General features: G+C 56.8%; 27 protein-coding genes, 1 tRNA gene and 1 pseudogene. 16 read left to right on the top strand and 13 right to left on the bottom strand.

The genetic code is table 11. From position 1 onward, the window contains the following. Positions 1-70: 70 nt before the first annotated feature. From ACA079_RS19300 to ACA079_RS19285, 4 genes are read right to left on the bottom strand one after another with little or no spacing between them, the layout of a single operon-like run. Positions 71-199 carry a hypothetical protein gene (locus ACA079_RS19300; RefSeq protein ID WP_497700520.1) on the bottom strand — a complete coding sequence of 43 codons (129 nt, stop codon included), beginning with the start codon at positions 197-199 and terminating at the stop codon, positions 71-73. A 6-nt stretch (positions 200-205) separates the two neighbouring features. Continuing rightward, complete coding sequence (locus ACA079_RS19295) at positions 206-886, bottom strand: phage antirepressor KilAC domain-containing protein (RefSeq protein WP_497700519.1); 681 nt, start codon at positions 884-886, stop codon at positions 206-208. Positions 887-901: 15 nt separating this feature from the next. Beyond that, positions 902-1,126 carry a hypothetical protein gene (locus ACA079_RS19290; RefSeq protein WP_497700518.1) on the bottom strand — a complete coding sequence of 75 codons (225 nt, stop codon included), beginning with the start codon at positions 1,124-1,126 and terminating at the stop codon, positions 902-904. 20 nt (positions 1,127-1,146) lie between these two features. Further along, positions 1,147-1,548 (bottom strand): Rha family transcriptional regulator, encoded by a 402-nt coding sequence (locus ACA079_RS19285; RefSeq protein ID WP_497700517.1) that lies wholly within the window; start codon positions 1,546-1,548, stop codon positions 1,147-1,149. Positions 1,549-2,054: 506 nt separating this feature from the next. On the opposite strand from ACA079_RS19285, the gene drt2 reads away from it, so the two are divergent. After that, on the top strand, positions 2,055-3,347 hold the full coding sequence (drt2, locus tag ACA079_RS19280; protein WP_497700516.1) for an antiviral reverse transcriptase Drt2: 1,293 nt from the start codon (positions 2,055-2,057) through the stop codon (positions 3,345-3,347). Between the two features lie 63 nt (positions 3,348-3,410). On the opposite strand, the gene ACA079_RS19275 is transcribed toward drt2, so the two are convergent. Further along, positions 3,411-4,367: a tyrosine-type recombinase/integrase gene (locus ACA079_RS19275; RefSeq protein ID WP_497700515.1), complete on the bottom strand. Its 957-nt coding sequence runs from the start codon at positions 4,365-4,367 to the stop codon at positions 3,411-3,413. A 708-nt stretch (positions 4,368-5,075) separates the two neighbouring features. Continuing rightward, complete coding sequence (locus tag ACA079_RS19270) at positions 5,076-5,285, bottom strand: hypothetical protein (RefSeq protein WP_282314828.1); 210 nt, start codon at positions 5,283-5,285, stop codon at positions 5,076-5,078. 196 nt (positions 5,286-5,481) lie between these two features. Between ACA079_RS19270 and fleN the strand changes: the two genes are divergently transcribed. After that, a complete protein-coding gene (gene fleN, locus ACA079_RS19265; protein ID WP_497700514.1) occupies positions 5,482-6,303 on the top strand; it encodes a flagellar synthesis regulator FleN in 822 nt (273 codons plus the stop codon). 1,519 nt (positions 6,304-7,822) lie between these two features. Here fleN and ACA079_RS19260 read toward each other — a convergent pair. The 4 genes and pseudogenes from ACA079_RS19260 to ACA079_RS19245 all read right to left on the bottom strand — a co-directional run bounded on the left by ACA079_RS19260 (position 7,823) and on the right by ACA079_RS19245 (position 10,108). After that, positions 7,823-8,971, bottom strand: a complete 1,149-nt coding sequence (locus ACA079_RS19260) for a hypothetical protein (protein ID WP_497700513.1) — start codon at positions 8,969-8,971, stop codon at positions 7,823-7,825. Positions 8,972-9,156: 185 nt separating this feature from the next. Continuing rightward, positions 9,157-9,343: pseudogene (locus tag ACA079_RS19255) on the bottom strand (hypothetical protein). Between the two features lie 264 nt (positions 9,344-9,607). Then, the gene (locus ACA079_RS19250; protein ID WP_497700512.1) at positions 9,608-9,817 is read right to left on the bottom strand and encodes a hypothetical protein; all 210 of its coding nucleotides are present in this window, start codon (positions 9,815-9,817) and stop codon (positions 9,608-9,610) included. Positions 9,818-10,020: 203 nt separating this feature from the next. Continuing rightward, a tRNA-Ser gene (locus tag ACA079_RS19245) sits at positions 10,021-10,108 on the bottom strand. A gap of 123 nt (positions 10,109-10,231) precedes the next feature. On the opposite strand from ACA079_RS19245, the gene ACA079_RS19240 reads away from it, so the two are divergent. Further along, a complete protein-coding gene (locus tag ACA079_RS19240; protein WP_223432534.1) occupies positions 10,232-10,903 on the top strand; it encodes a Bax inhibitor-1/YccA family protein in 672 nt (223 codons plus the stop codon). 65 nt (positions 10,904-10,968) lie between these two features. Here the strand turns inward: ACA079_RS19240 and ACA079_RS19235 are convergent, their stop codons facing one another. Continuing rightward, entirely contained in the window at positions 10,969-11,406 is a 438-nt protein-coding gene (locus ACA079_RS19235; RefSeq protein ID WP_008155029.1) for an Lrp/AsnC family transcriptional regulator, read from the bottom strand. A 135-nt stretch (positions 11,407-11,541) separates the two neighbouring features. Between ACA079_RS19235 and ACA079_RS19230 the strand changes: the two genes are divergently transcribed. Next, positions 11,542-12,438, top strand: coding sequence for a DMT family transporter (locus tag ACA079_RS19230; RefSeq protein WP_046055161.1), 897 nt, complete (start codon positions 11,542-11,544; stop codon positions 12,436-12,438). A 14-nt stretch (positions 12,439-12,452) separates the two neighbouring features. On the opposite strand, the gene ACA079_RS19225 is transcribed toward ACA079_RS19230, so the two are convergent. Next, positions 12,453-13,472: an FUSC family protein gene (locus tag ACA079_RS19225; protein WP_497704348.1), complete on the bottom strand. Its 1,020-nt coding sequence runs from the start codon at positions 13,470-13,472 to the stop codon at positions 12,453-12,455. Positions 13,473-13,540: 68 nt separating this feature from the next. After that, positions 13,541-15,166 (bottom strand): NADP-dependent glyceraldehyde-3-phosphate dehydrogenase, encoded by a 1,626-nt coding sequence (locus ACA079_RS19220; RefSeq protein ID WP_497700511.1) that lies wholly within the window; start codon positions 15,164-15,166, stop codon positions 13,541-13,543. Positions 15,167-15,512: 346 nt separating this feature from the next. Between ACA079_RS19220 and ACA079_RS19215 the strand changes: the two genes are divergently transcribed. From ACA079_RS19215 to imuA, 12 genes are all read left to right on the top strand, one after another. Then, a complete protein-coding gene (locus tag ACA079_RS19215; protein WP_497700510.1) occupies positions 15,513-16,400 on the top strand; it encodes a Dyp-type peroxidase in 888 nt (295 codons plus the stop codon). A gap of 16 nt (positions 16,401-16,416) precedes the next feature. Further along, complete coding sequence (locus ACA079_RS19210; RefSeq protein WP_497700509.1) at positions 16,417-17,385, top strand: Gfo/Idh/MocA family protein; 969 nt, start codon at positions 16,417-16,419, stop codon at positions 17,383-17,385. Between the two features lie 177 nt (positions 17,386-17,562). After that, on the top strand, positions 17,563-18,315 hold the full coding sequence (locus ACA079_RS19205; protein ID WP_033061603.1) for a GntR family transcriptional regulator: 753 nt from the start codon (positions 17,563-17,565) through the stop codon (positions 18,313-18,315). An 11-nt stretch (positions 18,316-18,326) separates the two neighbouring features. Continuing rightward, complete coding sequence (locus tag ACA079_RS19200) at positions 18,327-20,057, top strand: fumarate reductase/succinate dehydrogenase flavoprotein subunit (protein WP_497700508.1); 1,731 nt, start codon at positions 18,327-18,329, stop codon at positions 20,055-20,057. A gap of 25 nt (positions 20,058-20,082) precedes the next feature. Next, complete coding sequence (locus tag ACA079_RS19195) at positions 20,083-20,328, top strand: 4Fe-4S dicluster domain-containing protein (protein WP_497700507.1); 246 nt, start codon at positions 20,083-20,085, stop codon at positions 20,326-20,328. 237 nt (positions 20,329-20,565) lie between these two features. Further along, positions 20,566-21,969, top strand: a complete 1,404-nt coding sequence (locus ACA079_RS19190) for an ABC transporter substrate-binding protein (protein WP_497700506.1) — start codon at positions 20,566-20,568, stop codon at positions 21,967-21,969. A gap of 165 nt (positions 21,970-22,134) precedes the next feature. Continuing rightward, on the top strand, positions 22,135-22,917 hold the full coding sequence (locus tag ACA079_RS19185) for an ABC transporter permease (RefSeq protein WP_497700505.1): 783 nt from the start codon (positions 22,135-22,137) through the stop codon (positions 22,915-22,917). Beyond that, complete coding sequence (locus ACA079_RS19180; protein ID WP_497700504.1) at positions 22,917-23,765, top strand: ABC transporter ATP-binding protein; 849 nt, start codon at positions 22,917-22,919, stop codon at positions 23,763-23,765. Before ACA079_RS19185 ends, ACA079_RS19180 begins: the two co-directional genes overlap by 1 nt. After that, a complete protein-coding gene (locus tag ACA079_RS19175; RefSeq protein ID WP_497700503.1) occupies positions 23,762-24,724 on the top strand; it encodes a HEAT repeat domain-containing protein in 963 nt (320 codons plus the stop codon). The genes ACA079_RS19180 and ACA079_RS19175 overlap by 4 nt, the downstream gene beginning before the upstream one ends. After that, on the top strand, positions 24,721-24,996 hold the full coding sequence (locus tag ACA079_RS19170; RefSeq protein WP_497700502.1) for a DUF971 domain-containing protein: 276 nt from the start codon (positions 24,721-24,723) through the stop codon (positions 24,994-24,996). The genes ACA079_RS19175 and ACA079_RS19170 overlap by 4 nt, the downstream gene beginning before the upstream one ends. A 149-nt stretch (positions 24,997-25,145) precedes the next feature. Then, the gene (gene lexA / locus ACA079_RS19165) at positions 25,146-25,763 is read left to right on the top strand and encodes a transcriptional repressor LexA (protein WP_497700501.1); all 618 of its coding nucleotides are present in this window, start codon (positions 25,146-25,148) and stop codon (positions 25,761-25,763) included. Further along, the gene (gene imuA, locus ACA079_RS19160; RefSeq protein WP_497700500.1) at positions 25,763-26,380 is read left to right on the top strand and encodes a translesion DNA synthesis-associated protein ImuA; all 618 of its coding nucleotides are present in this window, start codon (positions 25,763-25,765) and stop codon (positions 26,378-26,380) included. Before lexA ends, imuA begins: the two co-directional genes overlap by 1 nt. The last annotated feature ends 2 nt before the right edge of the window (positions 26,381-26,382 follow it).

Here is a 26,382-nt window from a genome sequence, read left to right as displayed (position 1 = left end):
CTTGGGTGGCAGGTGTGTACCGTCAACTAATCAGTTTGATCTTGGTTTACTAACGTCTCTACAACTTCTGTCATGCAGCATCGGTTTCTTTTAGAAGGGCTTGAAGTTCTGCCCACTTCTTTTCTTTGTACAGCTCCAGGGCTTTACTCCCCGGAGCAAGCCAATGCCCCGGTTTGTATTCAACGGCATCGCGATACATCAGGTGTTATTCCGTCAAGTCAGGATTGCCAGCTCGGGCCAGACGCCTCTGTACATAGGTCTTACCCTTACCCGTCAAAACGGTTTGGCTGTAGGTGATAACCTTTCCGTTCTTCTCGGTTTCCTTATCGAGAACTCGGAAGTGCTCTGCATCAATATGACGCTGATAAGGGCTGTTATCTGCCATCAGGATGTTTTGTTTACGCAGCCACTTGAACAACTTTATCTCACCGAACTCAAGTTTCTTAGCGAAGTCTCCAATGGTTTCAGTATTCACAGACTCACGAACTTTCTTGTAGTAATCGACCTTTGGTTTATCCGCAGTGATTTTCTGCACTTGCGTTTCAACTTGATGAGCCAGAGACGTACGTTGTTCTTCGAGTTCCGCAGCCAACTGCAAGGCACCCAGTAGTGTGGTAGGTACTTGGAATGGCTTCGCTACCTGGGCTTCCAGTTCACGGAGTCGAACAACCACCCTATGGCGAAGCGGGATGCTGTATCCGGTGATCAACGTTTCAGTCAGATCACGCGGCAAGTTGTACACCTCGTACTCGCGACCATTACCGGCCTTTTTCATGGCTGAAAACTCAGCCGTGGAAAATTTCAAGGCGTTGAGCATGTTGCGTACATCTGCCAACACGTTCTTATGATCCTTCCCAGTCAGCTCAGCAATCTCTAGGCTGCTCATTGTCACAACATCGACCTAGGGCAAGAGCGTCTTGGCCACCTCAGCCTCCAGTTCACGCCAGCGGTCGATAACTGCCGCACGCATTGTGGTGCTGTAGTCTGTCAACAGAATGTCTACTTCCCGACGAGGAAGGTTGTAGTAAGGAACCGCCCGGCCAGAGCCATCTTTTTTACTCGCTCCAAATTTGGATTGAGTGGAAATTCCCAGATCCTCCAGCATCCCTCGGATGTCACGCATCATGTGCCCGTGCTGCTTCCCGGTTAGAGATGCAATCTCCAGGCGCTCATCGTTAAACCATCACCCTGAGGCGAGACAGCCTTGGCCAGTTCAGTCAGCAGTTCCTGCCAGCGATCAATCAATTGAGCGGTGAATTCTGGAGAGAGCTGAGTCACTACGATGATCGAGTCACGCTTACCTTGTTCTCCGGAGAACACCATTCGACCAACCGTCTGCCCATTGGAATTCTGGACGTACTCCATTGGAGTAAGTTGAATTACCGCCCGATCTGCTAGACGCTCGATGGCCCGTACAACGTTTTGGTGGCGACTCCCCACAAGATCGGCGATATCTTGGCTAGTCAAGCTGGCCACGCTCGGATCGACCAGGGCCAAGACTGTCCGCTTCTCTTTAGGAACACCCACCACCTGCACCGGCTTCAGCAAGCCCAGGCTCGCACGCACCTTTTCACACTGCCACTCAAGGAGTCGGTTAGCGATGAACAGGGCTTGTTATGTCGGGCTGGAGGTCTACGAGCAAATGGCTAGACCTTAGTCCCCCGACGGATCTGCACCGCATCAACATTGCTTCCGCAGAGGAGCGTTGATTTGTAAGAGGTGGGTTTTGTCGATGTTTTTGGCTAGGCGTTACGCTGGGGCTATGGTAGATTCGATCCTGCTTGTGGCAGTTGGCCATGAGGTGGATCACAAGTTGTCAAGCCGCGCATAGTTATTTACTACTGCGATACACACGGCGAGCAACAGCGTGCGGAATCTCTTCATCGAGAATCTCCAAATGTAATCGTGATACTGACACTATACGTCATCTCTAGCAATACGCGGCCTAGTCTGAAAAGATGGATAATGTTTAGAGCATTAAGTTTAGCCGGTGGGGCGGTTCGGGATTGCCGCCATCCTAGTCCCACCGGTTGGCTTATCAAGGTGGAAAGAACATGGAAGATCTTCCGTGGTATAAGCCAAGGAAATACCTGCACTTCGATAGACCTCTTGGTCAGAAGCCTGCTTATGACTTTGTGACATCGCCTAAAAAGGTCGCGCAGCATTCATTTTATCCATTTATTACTTATACTTCTCAAGTTTTGAAATATCGCCTTGATAAAGGTCGTGGTGTTTTTACTAAAAAACCAAAGCCAAGGCCGATTAGTTACGCGGCACACTTGGATTCACATATATATGCGTACTATTGTTTTCTCCTAAGTGAGAAATACGAGGCCGAGTTGGTCCGAAGAGGGCTTCACACTTCGGTGTTGGCCTTCCGGTCTATTGACTCGAAAAATAATATTCACTTTGCACACGATGCCTTTGAAGAAATTAGGGCCAGGGGTGAGTGTTGCGTGCTTGCTTTCGACATAGAGAAGTTTTTCGATCGCATCGATCACTCTATATTGAAGCAAGCTTGGTCAAAGCTGCTTGATGTGAAGATGCTGCCGGATGACCATTTTTCTGTTTATCGGTCTATCACGAAGAGCGCGAAGGTCGACAAAATTGATCTTTACAAGACGCTTGGAGTGTCATTGCACAACCCGTGCGTAAGCGATGCACGTCTTTGTTCTGCGAAGCAATTTCGTGAAGAGGTGCGAGGTGGTGGGCTGTTAAGTGTTAGTCCTGATTCCCGTGGGATTCCTCAAGGCTCGCCAATAAGTGCGCTACTCTCCAATATGTATATGTTGGAATTTGATCTGGCGTTGCGTGACTTTCTGTTTTTGTCCGAATCCGTTTTTTTCAGATACTGTGATGATTTACTTATCATCTGTGATTTAGAACATGAAATAGCTATTCACGACTTCGTTGATATGCAAGTGAAAAAGTTGAAGCTTGATTTGCAACATGCAAAGACCGAGGTTCGGCATTTCACTTATGATTCGTCTGGCAAGCTCAGGGCTGATAAGCCGGTTCATTATCTAGGTTTTTCGTTTGACGGTCAGCATGAACACATTCGTTCATCGTCGATTACCCGTTATTATAAGAAGATGCGTAAGAAAATCTGGGTTACCAAAAAGGCTATGGATCGTTGCAACGGCCTTCGAGCAGGTAGGGGAGAAGCTCCCCGAGAACTTTTTCTAAGGGCGATTTATCGAGGTTACAGTTGTGTAGGGCGTAGAAACTTTATTACCTATGGCTTCAGGGCCGCAAAAATTATGGACTCCCAATCTATAAGGAAGCAACTTCGCCCTCACTGGAAGAAACTGAAGAAGCATATTAACGATGCAACGTCGAGTAGCTGAGTTTGCTAATGAACTGCCCAACCAAAACGGATGCATTCTGGCGAGGCAGTCTAGACAACTCAATCAGTCAATGAGGTGAAGAACGTCCATGACGTTGAGGTGGGAGTATCGCGCTACGGATCGTGTATCCCGGTGTCCTGACACGATCATTATCTGGGCGTTGTTGAACCCCTTTTTTGCGACGTTCGTTATTCTGGTGTGCCTGAGCTGGTGCAGTCGAACACTACTGTCCAAGCCGGCCTTTACTCGTGCCAATCGCACTGCCTGAGAAACTGCATGTGGAGTGACGGGGAAGATCAGGTTGTTCGGGTGACGTTCTACGGTGGCACACAGTTGGGCGAGTTGGAGAATTTCCACTGCACGGTGGGTGAGGGGAACTGACCGTGTGCCGTTCTTTCCATCAATCACATCGGCAATCCGCTCTTTGAGGTGCAGGCAGTCTTTGGTCAGCTTTAGGATCTCAGAGCGGCGCATGGCAGTCTCATATGCCAATTCGACAATGGGTTTCATGATGGGTGACAGCTTTGCCAGTAACCGCTCAAGCTCACTTGCACTAATCACCTTGTCTGAAGACCGACCAGGCTTTGGGAGTGCGATATCACTGACAGGGTTGGGGATGTCGATCAGTAGGCCGCGTTTGGCAAACCTGTAAAAGCGGGACATGAATGCAAGTTGCGTTCTGCACGTGGACGGCTTCACCTTCTTCAATCGCATAATCTTGAAGTCATTAATCATTTGCGGCGTGATTTCGTGAATTGGCTGGGTGAAGTGCCTGCCCAGATGTTCCACGATCTTCAGGGCGTGGTCGTAGCTGCCCTTACCCTTGAGCATCATCTCGCAGTAGGTTATGCCCAACGTATATATAGTGTGATGCTTGCGATCCACCGTAACGGCTTCGATTTGTTTCGCCCATGACTCTGCTTCGGCTTTGGTGCTGAAGGTTTTCGATTGGGGAGATTTACCCTTTAGCCGGACCTGAGCGTTCCAGTTGCCGGACGGAAGTAAGCGGAAATTGGCCATTGTTGACGCCTCATGATGTGAATGGGCGTTCTGTGAAATCCAAGAGCAGCAGGGCTTGCAGCTTGCTCAAGCAGACATTGACATGGTGGTGCCCGTATCGTGAGAGAAGAAGGTTGGAATCTAGAAAAAGGTCGAGTGGCCCGCCCGCATACGGACCACTCTAGCTTCACATCCTCGTCAAGACGGCTGCGACGATTAACACCAGTACAACTGCGGTTACTGGAGTGAGACCAGCGAAACAAAGTACGCTGACTACGCCACCGAACGCTGTGAGGCGTTCGTGTAAAGCTGCTGAACCAGTTTGTTTGGTAACGCCCATGAGGCTTCCCTCCCTTACTGTTCTCCCAGTCTCATACAGCAGCTGGCGGGGAGGCTCAGACTTCATGCTGCCTATTCTCTGTTTACGGCCCCGTGTAAGCGACCTCCAGCGAGAGTGGCGGCAGCAACCCAACTGGACTGGCGCGAAAATGCCAGAGGTCGTGAGCATATTCAACAAGAGTTTTCAGGAAGGTCGCAGCTGCCGCTTTTTCGCTGCTGGATGCTGCGCAAAACCTACGCTGCAAGCCACGGTTTACCGTTTGCATAAGCACAAAAAAGCGGATGTTTTGCCACCCCCAGAAAGGGCTGTTATCCTTATAAAACAATTGCTTGGGTCGCTACAGTCCCCAGCATGGGGTGCTAGGGACTTAGCGTGGCGATCGATTGCTGTCACTCGGGTGTCATCAGCACCGCGAGCGTAAGCTTGATGAACTCCTCGTTCTTATCGATGGTGTCCAAGGCGCCGCGCACATTGTCTGCGACGTCAGCTGAGCCGCGTGCCTCAACCCAGTTGGAAAGCTCCAGGATGGCGGCCTCAAGGGCGAGCTGGTTTTCGTTGATCTTGAAGAGCAGGGAAGGGAGTAGGTCTGAGTTTGGCATAGCGATTCCTCCGTGAAGAGATCAGCGTAGCAGTGGCAGTTCTGGTTCGCGTGATTGCCATTTAGTGGGTTACAGCGTTTCTGGTGATCCTGTGATATAGCTAAGAGCCATGTGTCTGCACTTTCAGTTACCATTGTGCATCTAGGAATAGTTAGCGACTACGCGCACGCGCGGCACATGGAAGGGAATCAACAACATGGATGGTGTGCATTCTGTACAAATTATCGCCGTGACCGGCGGAAAGGGCGGCGTCGGCAAGACGACTGTGGCTGTGAATCTTTCAGTGGCGCTGGCGAAACTTGGAAGGCGAGTCGTATTGCTTGATGGCGATCTTGGCTTGGCGAATATCGATATCCTGTTGGGGCTTTCCCTGCAGTACACGCTTGCAGACTTAATCGAAGGTCGCTGTGAGCTATCCGATGTGCTTGTGCGCGGTCCGGGCGGGGTACGAATCGTCCCCGCGGCTTCAGGCATCCAGAGCATGGTTCATTTATCTCCGGCTCAGCACGCCGGCCTGATCCAGGCCTTCAGTGAAATCGGTGACAGTCTCGATGTGCTGGTGATTGACACAGCTGCGGGCATCGGCGCGTCGGTGGTCAGTCTCGTCCGGGCGGCCCATGAAGTCCTGCTGGTGGTCTGCGACGAACCGACTTCGATCTCCGATGCCTACGCAGTGATCAAACTGCTGAACCGCGATTACGGCATGAACCGCTTCCGCGTCCTGGCCAACATGGCCCAGAGCCCGCAGGAAGGGCGCAACCTGTTCGCCAAGTTGACCAAGGTAACGGATCGCTTCCTTGACGTCGCCTTACAATACGTCGGCGCGGTGCCTTACGACGAAAGTGTGCGCAAGGCTGTGCAGAAGCAGCGAGCGGTCTACGAACACTTTCCGCACTCGAAGTGCGCCCAAGCATTTCACGGAATCGCTTTAAAGGTCGACGCTTGGCCTTTGCCGGTTACCCCTAGAGGGCATATGGAGTTCTTCGTTGAGCGACTTGTCCATAATTCGGGAAGGTGACATGTCTCAGGCCGTATGAATGGTGCGATTGGGCGTCCGCTTAGCCTGGTAAGCATGGAGGCGCTCATAGGGAGGCCACTTCATACGTCAAGATATTCGTGCTGATTGGCGTTGAGGAAATCGACGGCTGCCTGTATGCGCAGTCGTGGTGGTGCAGGGAGGTGTGATTGGGTTGTCGACAGGAAGTCGGAGGATGGGGATAGGTCGATAGGGTTTTCGGGTGGAGCGCAGGCTAAACGGTGTCATCTTCGTCGTCTCGCAGATGGCGATACCAGCCATACGGCGCTACACCAAGTGTGATAACGACTATAGCTACGACGATGAAGACTAGATAACGCATCGTACTCCGTACCTTAGGCGTGAGTGGTTGAGATGCGTCCCTGCGGGTGAGCGAATGTAAGTCTGCGGCAATCCAATGTCTCTAGGGTAATCCCTTACCTGAATGGTCAATTGCCTGATAATGCTTCACTGGGCTGACTCATTGAGGTGTGATCTTGTGTTGGACTGTTCGCTTTGCAGAAGTCAAAGATGGATGGGCCAATTCCTGGGCCAATTTATCGGGGAATGACGGAGTGCATCGGGGAAACGTTGGGGCCGGGCCTTTAGATTCAAAGGCCTATCCCCCGGTCGCGCCCCTATAGACGTCATAATTAAATGTCGCGTCTTTCGTGATAGGGGTGGTCGATGAAGAGTGAAAAGCTGTCTAAAACTACCTCGTCCTTGCTCGGTTTCATTGGTCCGAAAGGCGCTTATGTCGGGTTAGGGTTTTAGACAATCGTCAATGCACGCCGTTGAAATACAAGACCTGCAGGCCATTCCAGATAGTACTGCTGCATCAGTGGATTTCTGGAATAGCGTACGTAAGGTGACTTCGGCAGACGCTTACAGACGGCGGAATACCAAAATAAAAAAGGCCCACCTTTCGGGGGGCTTTCTATTATACGTGCGGGTAACTTCGATCAATCCTCGTCGCCAAGCCAACCTGGATCACCAGGCTCCATATCCCAGTCCTTGCTCCGTGCGCTATCCTCGGAACCATCATCATAATCGTCAGAATCATTCGGCATGGCTTTGATCTCCGTAAAATACTAAAAGGTCTAAAATACCTTTCTATTAGCTTGGTTTTTTCATAAAGAAGCAATCACTACGCCGTGATGCCGGGAGCCGGTCTGAGTTCGGCATCGCGAATCCTCCGTGAAGAAGTCAGCGTAGCACTGGAGCGGCGGGGGATGCCGGTAGGAGGGCTCAGAAAAAGCAAAGCCCCGAAGTTTCGTGGCTTCGGGGCTTCTAGTTTCGCCTCCATCCCTCAATGATTGGCGAACGTGGCGGCGAGGTTACCAGCGATGTACCAGCAATTCACTACTGCGATAGGTGGATGTATTCGCTCGGAAGCGATGCAGCAGGAAAACTTGAAGTTGTTATTAACTTCTGTAAAGTTTCCGATTGAATTTTGAGTAGGTAAGCCGGGGATCCCATAGGAAGGGAACTCCCAGGCTCTAGAGTCAAGAATTAGTTATGCTTATCCTTTTGGTATCGCTGCGTGCTTCTTGGACAAATAAGCTAAGCAAGTATCATATTCAAATGTAAACGCTTGCATTGGAGTGTCGTTTGCATGGGTTAAAGGAACAATCTTAATCGTATCTCTCATTGCATCAGCATCTTCACCCTTGAGCCCTTTTAAATCGACCAGGTATAGTTGAGATTGCTCGATAGAATAGCCTCGATTATAAGCTTCGGTGGCTACTTTATACATTGCCGCGAATTTGTAGCAGCGGTGGATGTCTTCGCTCTGTTGCTGATCGTGCTGTACCTGCTCTGGTGTGCGAGCAGCGAGCGCTTTTTGACGAGCATCTTCTTGAAGTTGGGCTTGTCGTTTCTTTTCTGCCAACGCAGCTTCTCGATCGGCAATTACTTTCGCCTCACGGGCGTTCTCAATTTCTTGATCTTTTTTATCCTTGGCGGCGCGTTCTTCTAATGCTTTTTTTGATGCTGCTGCGCGTGCTGCGTCTTCTGCCGCAGATGCAGCAATAGCATGTGTTCTTTGCAAATTCATCCTGACTTCGCTGAGAATGTAAGGTTGTGCCTTCTCAAGGGCCTTCAGAAACTCCGTAAATGCATTATTTTGCTCTCTAAACTTTGAGCGATCACACATTTTCATAAGCAAGCTGAGATCTCCAGCAAGATATTGCTTTGACTCATTGAAGATCTCAGCACGTATCGCAGGGTCGTCCTTGGCGATAATATCTGTCCCCATAATGCGGAGCAAATCTGATACGGCGGATGGGTATAGGAATGTTGTGGCAATGCTGCAGCTGCTATTTCCTGGCTCGAAATCTTTCCGACTTATCTCTTGTGTTGCATAGTTTCTAAAATTTTGGATGTTTTGGATGTGTAAGGCGTCGGTTTCGTCTAATTGGATTTTTATACCCATATCTTTTTCTAAGATTTCTGCGTAGGTTTTCGCTAGAATTAAATATACGTCAAAATTATTTCCGTTCAGAGGGGGGTAAACAAGAGCTGCATATCGATAATTGTTGACGTCGGTGAGTTTCTTTTTTAAATGGCTAAAGTTGTTGTAGTCGGAGCTATATAATCCCGCATTGGATATGCAGGGGAATAATGATATGAATAAGAGACTGAAAGCGAGAAATTTTCTGAACGGCAGCATTGCCTATCCTTAGTTATCAAGAGCGCCTATGCTCATGGCTGGAATGTTGGTGAAATTTTTCTGCATGGCCAACGTTAGCCATGATAGTAAACCGCCATCACGAACGCACCTTGTTATTTTGTGCGGCGGCTACCTCATTGAGGGGCTTGAGCAGACCCAAGGTTATAGCATTCGTTTATTTGCAGTCACTCCGGCGCCAACATCACCGTGAGCGTCATCTTGATGAACTCTTCATTCTTGTCGATGGTGTCCATGGCTCCACGCATGTTGTCGGCGACGTCGTCCGCGCCTCGCTGCTCGACCCATTCGAGAGCTCCAGGATGGCTCATTGATCTTAAACAGCAGGGAAGGGAGCAGGTCTGAGTTGGGCATCGCGATTCCTCTTTAGATGAAGGAAAGCGTAGTACTCGCGGTCAGGTTCGGCATGGATTTGTTCGATCGGCAGAACGCCGGAATGCAGGGTCTTTCTCGTCGAAAGCCTGTAGGGACTTTTGCGGGGAAACGTAAATCACGGTTAAGCACGGTACGGCATCGATTGCATAGGGCGCCGTTCCAAAGGGCTGATTTGTAAAGCTTTTTAGCTCCCCTGCAAGCATGGGGTGCTGGGGGGCGAGTGTGTTCTTCGACCGATTACCGTCACTCTGGCGCCATCAACACCGCCAGCGTCAGCTTGATGAACTCTTCGTTCTTATCGATGGTGTCCAAGGCGCCGCGTACGTTGTCGGCGATATCAGCCGAGCCGCGGGCCTCGACCCAATTGGAAAGCTCCAGGATGGCGGCCTCCAAGGCGAGTTGGTTTTCGTTGATCTTGTACAGCAGGGAAGGGAGCAGGTCTGAATGTGGCATCGCAAATCCTCTGTTTTGAGGACAGCGTAGCATCGCGTTACATGAAGGATGTTTAACGATCGGTAGGACGCCGTAGGATGGGAAAACCGGAAGGTTTTGTAACGGTTACCAAATAGTTTTGTAACGCCTCCAAAAAGAAGAGCCGCCACCCAAACCCCAGAAACGACAAAGCCCTGAATAATCAGGGCTTTGTCGTATAAAGATGGCGGAGGCGATGGGATTCGAACTCATGGACCTGTTACAGTCGACGGTTTTCAAGACCGTTGCCTTAAACCACTCGGCCACACCTCCGTTTGCGTTGCGGGCGCCATAATACCTGAATGAAACACACTGTCAAACTCTCTGCATAGCTTGTTACAGGGCGTCTGTTATGATCTTTGCGACTGAACGTTTCAAACCAACAGGAGTGTCGCCATGCGCGAACAGGATTACGCAGTTAATAACAGCGTGCAGGCTGAGCAGCTAGAGGTTAGCCGCGTCCTGCGCAACACTTACGGCTTACTCGCTCTCACCCTCGCATTCAGTGGCGTGATGGCGTTTGTCGCTCAGCAGATGCGTGTCGGCTACCCGAACATTTTCGTGGTGCTGATCGGTTTCTACGGCCTTTTCTTCCTCACCAACAAACTCCGTGATTCGGCTTGGGGCCTGGTGTCGGCATTTGCCCTGACCGGTTTCATGGGTTTCCTGCTCGGCCCGATCCTCAACCGTTACCTGGGTATGCAGGGCGGCGCCGAGGTGGTCAGTTCGGCCTTCGCGATGACTGCGCTGGTGTTCGGCGGTCTGTCGGCTTATGTGCTGATTACCCGCAAGGACATGAGTTTCCTGGGTGGTTTCATCACCGCAGGCTTCTTCGTGCTACTGGGTGCGACGCTGGCGAGCCTGTTCTTCCAGATCAGCGGTCTGCAACTGGCGATCAGCGCAGGTTTCGTGCTGTTCTCCTCGGTCTGCATTCTGTTCCAGACCAGCGCCATCATTCACGGCGGCGAGCGCAACTACATCATGGCGACCATCAGCCTGTATGTATCGATCTACAACCTGTTCATCAGCTTGTTGCAGCTGTTCGGCATCATGAGCCGCGATGACTAATCGTCAGCCTTGAGGAAAAAACCCGCTTCGGCGGGTTTTTTCTTGCCTGCGATTTGAGTAAAGGGTCACGCCATCGGTGGCAAGCGACGCTTGACCGGGGTTTTCTTGACGATTGCAGTGTTGGTTTCGGCGTGGGTGTTTAGACGGTCGAGCAGGGTGTCCAGTTGTTCCATCGAACGCACGTGCAGGCGTGCGATGAAACAGTCGTCGCCGGTGACCTTGTCGCACTCCGTGAACTCCGGGATGGCCTGGATCTGCCGCTCCACTTCTTGCAGCTGGCCTGGCAGCGGACGAATACGGACGATGGCCTGGAGTTGATAGCCAAAGCATTTGGGGTCGATCTCGACGGTGTAGCCCTTGAGCACGCCACGCTCTTCGAGGCGGCGCAAACGTTCGGCGACGCTGGGCGAGGACAGGCCGCTGATCTGTGCCAGAGCCTTGAGCGAGCGGCGTGAATCTTCCATCAATGCCGTGATCAGCACTTGGTCGATATCGTCGGTCATGGCGAAACCCCTATTAGGCAATAAATTCAAACTGCCTTGATAAAAAAGGCAGAAATCGAGTTTAGCCTGCTTTTTGCGCTGGAGAAGCCCCTCGGCGGATTGGCATACTTTGGGCTCAAACACAGGAGTCTGATGATGGACAAAACAATACGTCACGGGTCATTCGAAATGACCGCCGCCATGCTGATTTCCGGGACTATCGGCTGGTTTGTGCTGGTGTCCGGGCAACCGGTGCTGGACGTAGTGTTCTGGCGTTGCGTGTTCGGCGCCGGCACGTTGTTGCTGATCTGCGCGGCATTCGGCTTCCTGCGCCCCGGCATTCTGACCCGCACCACGTTCTTGCTGGCCGTGCTCAGCGGCGTGGCGATTGTTGGCAACTGGGTACTGTTGTTTGCTTCTTACTCCCGCGCCTCGATTGCCATCGGCACCGCGGTTTACAACGTTCAGCCGTTTATGCTGGTGGGGTTGGCTGCGTTGTTCCTCAACGAGAAAATCACCCTGCAAAAACTGTTCTGGCTGGGCATTTCGTTTCTCGGGATGTTGGCGATTGTCAGCGCACATGGCGGGCAGGGCGAGAGCGGCAATGATTACCTGATGGGCATCGCTCTGGCGCTGGGGGCGGCATTTCTTTACGCGATTGCCGCGTTGATCATCAAACGCCTGACCGGCACACCGCCGCATCTGATCGCGCTGATTCAGGTCACCACCGGCGTGCTGTTACTCGCGCCATTCGCGCACTTTTCGGCACTGCCGCAAGCGCCGAGCGCGTGGGCCAGTCTGGTCACCCTGGGCATTGTCCACACCGGCGTGATGTACGTGCTGCTCTACGGAGCGATCCAAAAACTGCCGACGGCATTGACCGGTGCGCTGTCGTTCATCTACCCGATTGCGGCGATTTTCGTTGACTGGTTTGCCTTCGGCCATCGCCTGGAGCCGCTGCAATGGATCGGTGTTGCTGCGATTCTGTTGGCCGCTGCCGGCATGCAACAGGGTTGGAGTCTCAAGTTTCGTCGGACGGTGACGACGCAGTAAGCCGTAAAGAAACGTCAGATGTTCCAGCGCGGTGCCGTCTTGGCCAAGCGCTGGCGCATCTCGCCGATGTTGGCGGCTAATTGCCGGACCAATAACCGGTAGCCGTCCAGCGGATTGTAAACCGGCGCGGTCAGGCTTGAATCCGACGGCAGTTCGACGGGCCGACTGAGCCGCTGGGACGCACCGGATTTCAGCGCCCGGGCCATACCAATCAGTTGCACCCGAATCAGCCGATGCTCGGCTTTCAAGGCCGATTGCAGATGGGCCATGGCATCGGGGTCATTGGCATCCGGTCGGGTATTGCCGAGGATTTCCAGGGTGCTGACGCACATCCGCAAGTGGCGCTGAATCGCATCGAGTTCAGTCATGGAGATCCGTACTTCCTTGGACACCGACGGCATCAACGAGCGCAGTTGCACCATCACCGTATTCAGGCGGCCCACGAGTTTATGGTGTTCGTCATCGGTGACCGATTGGCCATTGATGATGCGCCCGTAGATCGTCGCGCAGTCGCGCAAGGCATCGGCCAGGTTGTAGCGCCAGGAATAAACCGCGTAGAGCGGCAAGGCGAAAGAAAACGCCAGGGCCAGGGCGATGCCGATAAGGATGTCCACCCCACGCCACAACCCGTCGGTGATCGGATTATCGCCATGTCCCGCGACGATAAACACGGTGATCGCCGAGAGCAACGCGGTGTAACCGCCCTTGCCGATGGCGTGGTACGAGAAGAACCCGCAAACCACGGCCATCGCGAAATAGGTCAGCCACGGCATCCCGAGCCAGGCCTGTTGCGCTACCAGCAGCAAGCCAACGCCGGCGCCGATCAAGGTGCCGATGGCGCGCTCGGCGGCTTTTTTGCCGATGTTGCCGTGATGCTGCAAGCCGCCGATCACCACCAGCATCGTCACCGACGCCCACTCACCGTGGGGCAGATTGATGCCGGTGGTCAGCAGAATCGTTGCCAGCAACCCCAGCGACACACGCACCGCGTGGATCACTCTGGCGTGGCGATAGCGCCGATACGGGTCCAGCAACGGACGCAGCAGTCGGCGCAATAGCGGTGGCAGTCGATTGGCTCTGAATGTGCTCAGGCTCGGTCTCCTCAGAAGATGTAATCGGTGGTCAGGAAACTCGAACTGCGTCCGCTGATGATCTCGCTGATGAGTTCTTTGTTGGTTTCCTGGAACTTGGTCGCCACCAGTGTCCGGATCGAAAACACCCGCAGCGCATCATGCACCGACAGCGTGCCTTCGGCGGAGTTCTTGCGGCCGTTGAACGGGAAGGTGTCCGGGCCGCGCTGGCACTGGGCGTTGAGGTTGATCCGGCCGACCTGGTTGGCGAAGGTGTCCACCAGCCTGCCGACCGCCACCGGGTTGGTGCCGAAGATACTCAACTGCTGGCCGAAGTCCGATTCCAGGACGTAATCAATCACCGTGTCCAGATGTCGGTAAGGCACGATTGGCACGACCGGGCCGAACTGTTCTTCCTGATAGACACGCATCTGCGGCGTCACCGGGTACAGCACGGCGGGGTAGAAGAATGATGCGCGGGCTTCACCACCATTTGGGTTGACCACTGTCGCGCCTTTGCTCACGGCATCCGCCACCAAGGAGTGCAGGTAATCGACCTTGCTCGCTTCCGGCAACGGCGTCAGCGCCACGCCGCTGTCCCACGGCATGCCGGGTTTGAGGCCGGCGAGTTTGGCGTTGAATTTCTCGATGAAAGCGTCGACCACGTCTTCATGGACGAAGAGGATTTTCAGCGCGGTGCAGCGCTGGCCATTGAACGACAGCGAGCCGGTGAGCGCTTCGCTGACCGCGTTGTCCAGATCCACCTCAGGCAGCACGATGCCGGGGTTTTTCGCGTCCAGGCCCAACGCAGCACGCAAGCGGTGCGGTTTTGGATGGAGTTTTTTCAGGTCGCTCGCGGCTTTGTTGGTGCCGATAAACGCAAAGATATCGATCTTGCCGCTGGCCATCAGCGCGCTGACGGTCTCGCGGCCGCTGCCGTAGATCACGTTGATCACCCCGGCCGGGAAGCTGTCGCGGAACGCTTCCAGCAACGGACGAATCAGCAGCACGCCGAGCTTGGCCGGTTTGAATACCACGGTGTTACCCATGATCAGCGCCGGGATCAGCGTGGTGAAGGTTTCGTTCAGCGGGTAGTTGTAAGGTCCCATGCACAACGCGACACCCAGCGGTACGCGGCGGATCTGGCCGAGGGTGTCTTGCTCCAGTTCGAAGCGGCTGGAGCGGCGGTCGAGTTCCTTGAGCGCGTTGATGGTGTCGACGATGTAATCGCAGGTGCGGTCGAACTCTTTCTCCGAGTCCTTGAGGTTCTTGCCGATTTCCCACATCAGCAACTTGACCACGGCTTCGCGCTGTTCACGCATGCGTCCGAGGAAGGCTTCGACGTGCTGGATGCGTTCGGCTACGCGCATTGTCGGCCACAGACCCTGGCCCCGGTCATAGGCGCGGACGGCGGCGTCGAGGGCGGTCAATGCGGTGTCGGCATCGAGCAGTGGCGTGCTGCCAAGGATCACTTGTTCGTCGCCATTTTCACCCGTCAGGTACACCGGGCTGCGGACTTGGGCGAGGGGCCCGGACCAGGTTTTCAGCTCGCCGTCGACCAGGTATTCACGCTGTTCGGTCTGGCCGTCGAGGCGGTATTTTTCCGGGATGTCGCTCGCGTCGGGAAACAGGTTGCCAAGGATGTGTGCTGTGGTCATGTCGCTACCCCGTATGGATTTGGGTGATGCACTGATGAATCGTTTTAGCAGACCTCGGACTCGCTTGTCATGGCTCATCTTATGATTTTTTTGGCTCGACGTTGCGGGTCGTCGTAGCAGCTGCCGAGCCTGCGAGGCTGCGTTCGGCGGCGGAGCCGTCGCAAACCCTGTACGCAAGGTTTTCCTGACACACCGCAATATCCGATTTCACGACGGCTGCGCCGCCGAACGCAGCCTCGCAGGCTCGGCAGCTGCTACAGGGTTACGAGGCTGCGACCTTTTGCCCTGAAAACACACAAGTAACGATCCTGCGGTTAAACTTCGCGCTCTTTCTAAAGGAGTTCATATGAGTTACTACCAGCCGGGCATTCTCGCCACCCCAGTTCCGCCTCAAGCCCGTCATATGTTCTTCGCACTCGAATCCGTCGCTGCCTTGCCGGCCGCGCTGGAGAATCTGAAGGGGCTGGTGGACGGGAAGTCGGCAGTGGTCGGTTTCGGTGAATCCCTGGTCAAGGCCCTCAAGGGGCAAATCGAAGGCCTGCGCACCTTTCCAGCGTTGACCGGCGTCGGCGTCGACAACCCGTCGACCCAGCACGCGCTCTGGTGCTGGTTGCACGGTGTCGACCGTGGCGAATTGCTCAACCGCAGCAACGCCATCGAAGCCGCGCTGGCCCCGGCCCTGCGCCTGGTGCAGATGAACGAAACCTTCCGCCACCTCACCGGCCACGACCTGACCGGTTACGAAGACGGCACCGAAAACCCTCACGACGAAGCCGCCGTTGCCGCTGCGCTGGTGAGTGACGGCGCTGACGGAATGGTCGGCGGCAGCTTCGCCGCGATCCAGCAGTGGCAGCACGACCTGAAGGGTTTCCACGGGATGCCGTCCCATGAGAAGGACAACATCATGGGCCGCCGTTTGAGCGACAACGAAGAGCTAGACGACGCGCCGATCTCCGCTCACGTCAAACGCACCGCCCAGGAAAGCTTCGCCCCCGAAGCCTTCGTGGTGCGCCGTTCCATGCCCTGGATCGAAGGCGATCGCGCCGGACTGATGTTCCTGGCCTTCGGTTTCTCCCTCGACGCCTTCGAAGCCCAACTGCGCCGCATGAGCGGTCTGGAAGACGGCATCACCGACGGTTTGTACCGCATCAGCCGGCCGATCACCGGCGGCTACTACTGGTGCCCGCCGCTCAAGGACGGTCATCTGGACCTGCGCGCGCTGCGCATCGGCTAAACATCAGGGAGTGAGTATGAACGTGGTGCGCTGGGGCATGATCGGTTGTGGCAGCGTCGCTGAACGCAAGAGCGGGCCAGCCTTCTACAAGGCGCCCGGCTCGGCGCTGGTGGCGGTGATGGGCCGGCGTCTGGAGGCGGTGACGGATTATGCCGCGCGCCACGGCATCGCTCGGGTCTACACCGACGTCGACGCGCTGATCAATGATCCCGAGGTCGACGCGGTGTACATCGCCACGCCACCTGACAGTCATCACGCTTACGCCTTGAGGGTGGCCGCCGCCGGCAAACATTGCTGCGTCGAAAAACCGATGTCGTTGAATGCCGGGCAAAGCCGTGAGATGCAAAAGGTCTTTGCCGATGCCGGATTGCACCTGTTTGTTTCTTACTACCGACGTTCACTGCCGCGCTTCCAGCAGGTGCGGCAATGGCTGGAAGAAGGGCGGATCGGCGAGGTCCGGCACCTGACCTGGACCCTGACCAAAGCGCCATCTCCGGCCGATCTTGGCGGTACAGATAACTGGCGCACCGACCCGGTCATTGCTGGTGGTGGTTATTTCGCCGACCTGGCCAGTCATGGCTTCGACCTGTTCCAGTACCTGCTTGGTGACATCGTCGAAGTTGCCGGGTTTACCGCGCACCAGGCCGGTTTGTATGCCGCCGAGGATGCCGTCAGCGCCAGTTGGCGGTTTGCTTCGGGCGCCCTGGGTATGGGCTGCTGGAATTTCGTCGCGGACAGACGTGAAGATCGGGTCGAGCTGATCGGCAGCAAAGGCCGGATCAGCTTTTCCGTATTCGATGAACATCCGGTTCAGCTTGAAGCCGATGAAAGCCTCAGCCTGCACATCGACAATCATGAGCACATCCAGTGGCATCACGTACTGGGCATGAACGCGCACATTCGGGGTGAGGCGCAGCATCCGGCCGTGGCCGAACAGGCATTGAAAACCGATTGGGTGATGGACCAGATCCTCAAGCGCGGCTGATAAAAGGTCAAAAGATCGCAGCCTTCGGCAGCTCCTACATGGCATCGCGTACACCTGTAGGAGCTGCCGAAGGCTGCGATCTTTTGATCTTCTAACCTTATGCTCAAACAGTATTTCTCAAGCCTGTCATTAGAACTTTAAGATCACGTCATAACTCGTTATGACAAGTGATCTTCCATGACCGATAACGTTCTCTCCCTCAGTAGCGTTCCGCTGCACACCCAACTGCGGGATGTGCTTCGCGCCCGCATCCTCGACGGCGAATACCCGCAAGACAGCCAGATGCCTTCCGAAAGCGAACTCGGCGCGCTGTTCAAAGTCAGCCGCATCACCGTGCGCCAGGCCTTGGGCGATCTGCAGAAAGAAGGACTGATCTTCAAGATCCACGGCAAGGGCACCTTCGTCGCCAAGCCTAAAACCTTCCAGAACGTCAGCACCCTGCAAGGCCTCGCCGAGTCCATGACCGGTCGCGGCTACGAGGTGATCAACCGCCTGCGCAGTTTCAAATTCATTCCCGCCGACAAACTCGTTGCCGAGCGCTTGCAAGTCGCCGAAGGCGAGACGGTGGCGCAGATCAAACGCGTGCGGCTGATCAACCGCGAGCCGATTTCCCTGGAGATCACCTACCTGCCCAAGGCCATCGGCGAGCGCCTGGAGAAGGCCGATCTGGTCACCCGTGACATTTTTCTGATCCTGGAAAACGACTGCGGCCTGGCCCTCGGTCACGCGGATCTGGCCATCGACGCGGTGCTGGCCGACAGCGACCTGACCCAGGCGCTGAACGTCGAGCCCGGCTCGCCGATCATGCGCATCGAGCGCCTGACCCACGATGCCAGCGGCCAACCCGTGGACTTCGAACACCTTTACTACCGCGGCGATGCCTTCCAGTACCGCCTGCGGATCGACCGGCAAAAAGGGGCGCAGGCATGACTCACGGCTCAATGACTAGAAAGACGCTCGAACAGGAATACGACATCGTCGTGATCGGCGGCGGCACCGCAGGACCGATGGCGGCGATCAAGGCGAAGGAACGCAACCGCGATTTGCGCGTGCTGCTGATCGACAAGGCCAACGTCAAACGCAGCGGGGCGATCAGCATGGGCATGGACGGCCTGAACAACGCGATCATTCCCGGTCACTCGACGCCCGAGCAATACACCAAGGAAATCACCATCGCCAATGACGGCATCGTCAATCAGGCAGCGGTGTATGCCTACGCGACCCACAGCTTCGAAACCATCGAGCAACTGGACCGCTGGGGCGTGAAGTTCGAGAAGGACGAGACCGGCGACTACGCGGTGAAAAAGGTCCACCACATGGGCGCCTACGTGCTGCCGATGCCGGAAGGGCACGACATCAAAAAAGTCCTGTATCGCCAGTTGAAACGGGCGCGGGTGAGCATCACCAATCGCCTGGTTTGCACGCGATTGCTGACGGACGAAGAGGGCACGGTCAACGGTGTGATGGGGTTCGACTGCCGCACCGCCGACTTCCACGTGATCAAGGCCAAAGCCGTGATCCTCTGCTGCGGCGCCGCCGGGCGTCTGGGTTTGCCGTCCTCGGGTTACTTGATGGGAACCTACGAAAACCCGACCAATGCTGGCGACGGTTACGCCATGGCCTATCACGCCGGGGCCGAACTGGCGAACCTGGAATGCTTCCAGATCAACCCGCTGATCAAGGATTACAACGGCCCGGCCTGCGCCTACGTCACCGGTCCGTTAGGCGGCTACACCGCGAACAACAAGGGCGAACGCTTCATCGAGTGCGATTACTGGAGCGGCCAGATGATGTGGGAGTTCCACCAGGAACTCGAAAGCGGCAACGGCCCGGTGTTCCTCAAACTCGATCACCTGGCCGAGGAAACCATCCAGAACATCGAAGAGATCCTGCACAGCAACGAACGTCCGAGTCGCGGCCAGTTTCACGCCAATCGCGGTACCGACTACCGCACGCAAATGGTCGAGATGCACATCTCGGAAATCGGTTTTTGCAGCGGTCACTCGGCCTCCGGCGTGTGGGTCAACGAGAAGGCTGAGACCTCGGTCAAGGGCTTGTACTCGGCGGGTGACATGGCCGCCGTGCCGCACAACTACATGCTCGGCGCGTTCACCTACGGCTGGTTTGCCGGCACCAACGCGGCGGATTTTGTCGTCGGACGCGAGTTTTCGACGGTCGATGCCCAGCAGATCGAAACAGAAAAAGCCCGGGTCTACGCACCGCTGGACCGCGAACACGGCCTGCCGCCGGCTCAGGTCGAGTACAAGCTGCGACGCTTCGTCAACGACTACCTGCAACCGCCGAAAGTGACCAAGAAGATGCAAATTGGCCTGCAACGCTTCAGCGATATCCAGCGCGATCTAGATCAGATCAAGGCGCACAACGCCCACGAACTGATGCGCGCCATGGAAGTCAGCATGATTCGCGACTGCGCCGAAATGGCCGCCCGCGCTTCGTTGTTCCGCGCCGAAAGTCGCTGGGGGCTTTACCACTATCGGGTCGATCACCCGCAACGCAACGACAGCGACTGGTTCTGCCATTGCCACCTGAAAAAGGGCGACGACGGCCAGATGACCAGTTTCAAGAAAGCCGTCGAGCCTTACATCATCCCGCTGGACGCCGATGAAATGCAGGCCTACGACCGGCTGCGTGTCGGTGCCTTTGCTGCCTGAGCATCACAAAAAGAGAGACCGCGAAATGGCCTATCAACCCCAGGAAATCTTCTTCCGCTCCAACGCGCCCGTCACGGTCGATGAGGACCTTTGCATTGCCCACAAAGGTTGCACCGTGTGCGTCGATGTGTGCCCGATGGACCTGCTGGCGATCAACCCGGCCACGCAAAAGGCCTACATGGCGTTCGACGAATGCTGGTACTGCATGCCGTGTGAAAAGGACTGCCCGACCGGGGCGGTGAAGGTCCAAATTCCGTATCTGTTGCGCTGATCTGAACGGACGCTATCGCGAGCAAGCTCGCTCCCACAGTGGATCGAAGCCAGCCGCAAATCCTGCCTACACCACGAAACCTGTGGGAGCGAGCTTGCTCGCGATGAGGCCGGCCCAGACAACAAAAAAGCCATCCGGTAACCCCCGGACGCTTGCTTCAAAACACCCCTCGTTTCCCACCGCGCCCTGATCGTGGCGGAGACGAACATCCAATAAATGATTCGAGGGGACACACCCATGTTGCGTGCAGCTTTAGCCGGTCTGGTACTGGCCTCATTCACCTTGTCGGCCTCAGCCGAAACCATCCGCATTGCCATCGGCACCCAGGACACCACGATCAACTGCGCCGCCGGCGGTCTGTTGATTCGCGAGCTGGGCCTGCTGGACAAATACCTGCCCCACGATGGCCCCTACAAAGACGCCAAGTACGAGGTGGAGTGGAAAAACTTCACCAGCGGCGCGCCCCTGACCAACGAAATGGTCGCCGGCAAACTCGACTTTGGCGCCATGGCCGATTTCCCCGGCTCGTTCAACGGCGTGGCGTTCGAAACCGCGGGCAAGCACAGCCTGTTTATCAGCGTACTGTCGGGCAGCATCAAGGGCAGTGGCAACGGCATCGTGGTGCCGAGCGCCTCGAGCGTGCAGTCGCTGGCCGAACTCAAGGGCAAGACCATTTCCGTGCCGTTCGCCTCGACGGCGCACGGCATGTTGCTGCGGGCTGTGGCTGCCCAAGGCTGGGATCCGCTCAAAGACGTGAACATCATCGCCCAGCCGCCCGAAGTCGCCGGCTCTGCATTGCAGGCCGGGAAGATTGATGCCCACGCCGACTTCGTGCCGTTCGCCGAACTGTTCCCCAGCCGTGGTTTCGCTCGCAAGATTTATGACGGCGCCCAGGCCAATGCGCCGACCTTCCACGGTGCGCTGGTGGATCAGGCCTATGCGAAGAAGTACCCGGAAATCGTCGTGGCTTACCTGCGGGCGAGCATCGAAGCCAATCAGTTGCTCGCGGCTGAGCCGGAGAAATACAGCGAGTTGATCGCCAAGGTCACCGGCGTCGATGCCGAGGTCAATTACCTGTTCCACGGTCCGCTGGGCGTGCAAACCCGCGATCTGAGCTGGAAGCCGGAATACCGTCAGGCCGTCGGGACCGCCATCGATACCCTCAAGTTGTTGAAGAAGGCGGATCGCGGGTTGGACCTCAATACCTTCATCGACGACCAATACATCCGCGCCGCGTTCAAGTCCTCGAATCTGGATTACACCGCGCAACTGGCCAACTACGGGCAGACGCCGCTCAAGGCGGTGGATGCGTCGAGCGGCAAAGCCATCACCGATTTCAGCCATGTGGCGGAGATCTGGGTGCGGGGTGAGCCGAAGGTTCGGCAGTACGCCTCGGCAGAGTCGGCGTTCACCGCGTTGGCCGGCCTGAAGCAGGAAGGCAAAAACATCCGCGCGGTGTATGCCCAGGCGAGTGACAGCGGGATCAAGTTGCTGGCGGATCAGGCGTGGTTTGCCAGTGATGCGAAGGGGCGGCTGAGTGCGTTTTTGCTCAAAGGCCAGGCCCAACAGTTCGCCACGGCCCAAGGCGGAAAAGTCTTCGACTTCACCGACGCCACCACCCAGGCCGTTGCCGTTCGCTAAACCAGATCCCCCTGGCCTGATGGCTCGCGATTGAAGCGCGGTCAATGTAGGAGCTGCCGAAGGCTGCGATCTTTTGATCTTGCTCTTCGGTGGCTTTGAAGCCGCTAAAAGATCGCAGCCTTCGGCAGCTCCTACAGGTGATGTGTTCGCCATTGGAAGTTATGTATGTCTCGATCATTTTCACGCTGGATCCCCAGAACAGCCTCACTGCTGCTCTGCCTTTTATTCTGGCAACTCGCCGCCAGCCACCAATGGAACCTCGGCCTGGTCACCTTCGCCAACGTCCCGACGCCACTGGCGGTCATCGAAGCAGCCCTCGGCCTCGGCGACTCCGGCAAGCTCGCTCAACACCTCGGCAGCAGCCTCAGCCGGGTCTTCGCCGGTTATCTCAGCGCACTGATCATCGGCATCGCTTTGGGCCTGGCCATCGGTCGCTCGAAATGGGCTGAAGACCTGCTGCTGCCACCGCTGGAAGTCCTGCGTCCGATCCCCGCCGTGGCCTGGATTCCGCTGGCGATCCTGATGTTCCCCTCGTCAGAGCTGTCGATGGTCTTCATCACCTTCACCGGCGCGCTGTTCCCGATTTTGCTCAACACCGTGCATGGCGTCGAAGGCGTCGACCCACGGCTGATTGCCTCGGCGAAAAGCCTCGGGGCAGGGCGCCGGGCGATTCTGCTGGAGGTGATCCTGCCCGGCGCTGCGCCGAGCATCATCACCGGCCTCGCCATCGGCATGGGCACCTCATGGTTCTGCCTGGTGACCGCCGAAATGATCTCCGGCCAGTACGGCATCGGCTATTACACCTGGGAGTCCTACACCATCCAGAACTACGCCGACATCGTGGTCGGCATGTTGCTGATTGGCGTACTGGGGATGGGCAGCAGCCTGCTGATCAAACGTCTGGGCGGGCTGTTCACGCCTTGGCACCGACCACGAGGAAAAGTCTGATGAGCGTGATGCAAACCCCCGAAGGGCGGATCGACATCCGCCAACTGTCCATCGTCCTCGGCGAAGACAAGCAAGCATTCGAAGCCGTGCAAGGCCTGGATTGCCAGATCGAACCGGGGCAATTCGTGTGCATTCTCGGGCCGTCCGGTTGCGGCAAATCGACCCTGCTCGGCGCGCTGGCCGGTCACCTGCAACCGCGAACCGGCACCCTGAAAGTCGACGGTGCGCCGGTCTCGGGCCCGTCGCCGCAGCGCGGCATGGTGTTCCAGCACCACACGCTGTTCCCTTGGCGCACCGTGCGCGACAACGTTGCTTTCGGCCTGAAAATGCGCGGCATCGGAAAAGTCGAGCGCCACAAAGCTGCCGACGAAATCCTTGCCCTGGTGGGTCTCGAAGGGTTTGCCGATCGCTGGCCTGACCAACTCTCCGGTGGCATGCAGCAACGGGTAGAAATCGCCCGGGTGCTGATCAACCGCCCGCGCCTGTTGCTGATGGACGAACCCTTCGGCGCCCTCGATGCGCTGACCCGGCTGAACATGCAGGAGCTGCTGCTGGACATCTGGACGCGAATTCGCACCACCGTGGTGTTCGTCACCCATGACATCGATGAAGCGCTGTTCCTCGCCGATCGGCTGCTGGTCATGAGTTCGCGCCCCGGCCGGATCATCGAAGACCTGCGCCTCGATTTCCCTCGGCCACGCACCACCGAACTGGTCACCAGCCACGCGTTCTCCCGCTTGAAGCGTCATTGCCTCGAGTTGCTGCGTCACGAAGACGGTCGGCAGTTACCGCGCCTGAACCCTCTCGGACTTCCCCTTGAAAACAAACTGCCGCGATTTGCCCTATGACCTCTCTATTCGATGTAACCGATAACGACGACATTCTCGCCCTGCAACCGCGCCTGACGGATGAAGATCCCGGCGTGCGCAGAATTGCCCTGATCGAACTGGCCGACCTTGAAGAACCGGACGGTTTGCTTTGGCTGGTCAATCGGCTGGCTGAAGACCCGACCGAAGAGGTCCGCGCCGAAGCCGCACGATTGCTCGAAGCCTGGGAGGACGAACCGGTGGTGGAAGCGCTGTGTCAGGCGCTGACCGATCCTTCCCAAGCCGTGCAAGCTGCCGCCGCGCAAAGCCTTAGCTTGCTCAAGACCGAAGCGGCGGGCAGGGTGATTCTGCCGTGGACCGGGCATGCCGACATCAACGTGCGCATCGCCGCTTTCCGGGCATTGCGTGAGTTGCGCTTTCCTGATGCCGCCGCTGCCGCTTTAGGGGCCTTGACCGACGAAGACGCCAGTGTCCGCCGCGAAGCTGTCGGCGTACTCGGCTGGCTCAAGCAGCTCGATGCCTTGCCGGCGCTTGCTCGATTGGCCAGTGACGACCCGGACACCGAAGTCCGCCGCGCCGCCACCGGTGCCCTTGGCCTGGCCTCCGACGCCCACGTGCTGCCGGCGCTGCGCCACGCCTTGCAGGACGCCGCCTGGCAAGTACGCGAAGAAGCCGCGACCACGCTGGGCAAGGTCGGTCACGTCGACGCCGGCCCGGCCTTGGTCGAAGCCTTGAGTGACGCGTACTGGCAAGTCCGCCTGCGTGCCACTCGTAGCCTCGGTCGTTTGCGTTACGTCCCGGCCCTTGAAGCTTTGATCGAAACCCTCGGCCACCGTATCAGCAACCTGCGCAAGGAAGCTGCGCTGGCGCTCGGAGAGTTGAACGACCGAGGCGCCATCGCACCCTTGCAAGCAGCGCAGGACGATGGTGATCCGGAAGTGCGCAAAGCCGTGCGCATCGCCTTGAGTCAACTGCAATGAACCCGGTGGCGATTGGCAATTCCCAGAGCAAACAGCAGCTGCGGTTGAACTGGCCGGATGGGCGGGAGCAGTTGCTGGATCACGCTGAGTTGCGCCGACAGTGTCCGTGTTCGCAGTGCCGGGCGTTTCGCCTGCAAGGGTTGACGGTAAAAGTCGATGAGCGCATCCGCGTGATTGAACTCAACCAGCAGGGCTACGGCGTGCAACTGATCTTCAGCGACGGCCACGAACGCGGCATCTACCCTTGGCCTTACCTCTCAGGACTCACCTGAAACCTGTAGGAGCTGACGAGTGAAACGAGGCTGCGATCTTTTGATGTTGTTTTTAAGGAGCAAGATCAAAAGATCGCAGCCTCGTTTCACTCGACAGCTCCTACACAGCTCCTACAAGTTCTTGCCAGAAAAAAGCCAAAAGAGTACAAATGTACTCCATGACGACTTTAACTCCCCGCCGCACCGCCATCCTGACCTTTATCCGCGATCGAATCGCCGAGCACGGTCAGTCCCCGAGCCTCGCTGAAATCAGCGAGGCGTTCGGTTTCGCCTCCCGTAGCGTGGCGCGCAAGCATGTGCTGGCGCTGACCGAGGCCGGTTTCATCGAGGTCAATCCGCATCAGGCCCGGGGCATTCGTTTGCTCGGGCAACCGGCGCGGCCCGAGTTGCTGGACATTCCGGTACTCGGTCGGGTAGCAGCGGGTGCGCCGATCGGTGCCGATGCCGAGGTTCACAGCCGCTTGCTGCTCGACCCGTCGATCTTCTCGCGGGTGCCGGATTACATGCTGCGGGTCCAGGGCGACTCGATGATCGAGGACGGCATTCTCGACGGCGATCTGGTGGGCGTGCACCGCAATCCCGAGGCGCTCAACGGCCAGATCGTCGTCGCGCGACTCGACGGGGAAGTCACCATCAAACGTTTCGAACGGGTCGGCGAGGTTGTCCGATTGCTGCCACGCAATCCGGCCTATAAGCCGATCATCGTCGAAGCCAGTCAGGACCTGGCCATCGAAGGGGTGTTCTGCGGACTGGTGAGACAAGGGTGATGGGCGCCGTCGTTGCGCTGGATACGCTGTTCAATGGCGGCCAGGTCTGGAAGGGCCGGCCTGCGCCACCGGCCGTCAGCCCGCAACCCACCGGGCATGCCGCGCTGGATGCAGCGTTGCCTACGGGTGGTTGGCCGGAAGCGGCACTGACCGAAATCCTTTTGGCTGGGCAGGGTGTTGGCGAGTTGCAACTGGTGTGGCCGGCGCTGGCGCGGTTGTCCGCCGCGGGCGAGCGCATCGTGCTGGTGGCGCCGCCTTACGTGCCATACCCCCAGGCCTGGCAGAACGCCGGGGTCGATCTGCGTCAGTTGTCGATCATCCAGGCCAGCGAGCGCGATGCGCTGTGGGCAGCGGAACAATGCCTGCGTTCGGGCAGTTGCGGCGCAGTGCTGTGCTGGCCGCACAAGGCCGATGACCGGGCGTTGCGGCGCTTGCAGGTGGCGGCGGAAACCGGCTCGACCCTGGCGTTTGCCTACCGCTCGATCTATGAAGCGATCAACCCTTCGCCAGCGGCGCTGCGCATCGCCATCGATGCCAAGCCTGCGCAATTGCGTGTGCTCAAGTGCCGGGGCGGGTTGGCGCGTTCGGCGCCGATTGCCTTCCCCATGGGACATTGAGG

The organism is Pseudomonas sp. LBUM1645, from assembly GCF_059716185.1.
This window is presented reverse-complemented; position numbering and strand designations above follow the sequence as displayed.

Coding starts and splice junctions, on each gene's coding strand:
- ACA079_RS19300 (WP_497700520.1), bottom strand. CDS start 199: ATGTATCGCGATGCCGTTGAATACAAACCGGGGCATTGGCTTGCTCCG.
- ACA079_RS19295 (WP_497700519.1), bottom strand. CDS start 886: ATGAGCAGCCTAGAGATTGCTGAGCTGACTGGGAAGGATCATAAGAAC.
- ACA079_RS19290 (WP_497700518.1), bottom strand. CDS start 1,126: ATGATGCGTGACATCCGAGGGATGCTGGAGGATCTGGGAATTTCCACT.
- drt2 (WP_497700516.1), top strand. CDS start 2,055: ATGGAAGATCTTCCGTGGTATAAGCCAAGGAAATACCTGCACTTCGAT.
- ACA079_RS19275 (WP_497700515.1), bottom strand. CDS start 4,367: ATGGCCAATTTCCGCTTACTTCCGTCCGGCAACTGGAACGCTCAGGTC.
- ACA079_RS19270 (WP_282314828.1), bottom strand. CDS start 5,285: ATGCCAAACTCAGACCTACTCCCTTCCCTGCTCTTCAAGATCAACGAA.
- fleN (WP_497700514.1), top strand. CDS start 5,482: ATGGATGGTGTGCATTCTGTACAAATTATCGCCGTGACCGGCGGAAAG.
- ACA079_RS19260 (WP_497700513.1), bottom strand. CDS start 8,971: ATGCTGCCGTTCAGAAAATTTCTCGCTTTCAGTCTCTTATTCATATCA.
- ACA079_RS19250 (WP_497700512.1), bottom strand. CDS start 9,817: ATGCCACATTCAGACCTGCTCCCTTCCCTGCTGTACAAGATCAACGAA.
- ACA079_RS19240 (WP_223432534.1), top strand. CDS start 10,232: ATGCGCGAACAGGATTACGCAGTTAATAACAGCGTGCAGGCTGAGCAG.
- ACA079_RS19235 (WP_008155029.1), bottom strand. CDS start 11,406: ATGACCGACGATATCGACCAAGTGCTGATCACGGCATTGATGGAAGAT.
- ACA079_RS19230 (WP_046055161.1), top strand. CDS start 11,542: ATGGACAAAACAATACGTCACGGGTCATTCGAAATGACCGCCGCCATG.
- ACA079_RS19220 (WP_497700511.1), bottom strand. CDS start 15,166: ATGACCACAGCACACATCCTTGGCAACCTGTTTCCCGACGCGAGCGAC.
- ACA079_RS19215 (WP_497700510.1), top strand. CDS start 15,513: ATGAGTTACTACCAGCCGGGCATTCTCGCCACCCCAGTTCCGCCTCAA.
- ACA079_RS19210 (WP_497700509.1), top strand. CDS start 16,417: ATGAACGTGGTGCGCTGGGGCATGATCGGTTGTGGCAGCGTCGCTGAA.
- ACA079_RS19205 (WP_033061603.1), top strand. CDS start 17,563: ATGACCGATAACGTTCTCTCCCTCAGTAGCGTTCCGCTGCACACCCAA.
- ACA079_RS19200 (WP_497700508.1), top strand. CDS start 18,327: ATGACTAGAAAGACGCTCGAACAGGAATACGACATCGTCGTGATCGGC.
- ACA079_RS19195 (WP_497700507.1), top strand. CDS start 20,083: ATGGCCTATCAACCCCAGGAAATCTTCTTCCGCTCCAACGCGCCCGTC.
- ACA079_RS19190 (WP_497700506.1), top strand. CDS start 20,566: ATGTTGCGTGCAGCTTTAGCCGGTCTGGTACTGGCCTCATTCACCTTG.
- ACA079_RS19185 (WP_497700505.1), top strand. CDS start 22,135: ATGTCTCGATCATTTTCACGCTGGATCCCCAGAACAGCCTCACTGCTG.
- ACA079_RS19180 (WP_497700504.1), top strand. CDS start 22,917: ATGAGCGTGATGCAAACCCCCGAAGGGCGGATCGACATCCGCCAACTG.
- ACA079_RS19175 (WP_497700503.1), top strand. CDS start 23,762: ATGACCTCTCTATTCGATGTAACCGATAACGACGACATTCTCGCCCTG.
- ACA079_RS19170 (WP_497700502.1), top strand. CDS start 24,721: ATGAACCCGGTGGCGATTGGCAATTCCCAGAGCAAACAGCAGCTGCGG.
- lexA (WP_497700501.1), top strand. CDS start 25,146: ATGTACTCCATGACGACTTTAACTCCCCGCCGCACCGCCATCCTGACC.
- imuA (WP_497700500.1), top strand. CDS start 25,763: ATGGGCGCCGTCGTTGCGCTGGATACGCTGTTCAATGGCGGCCAGGTC.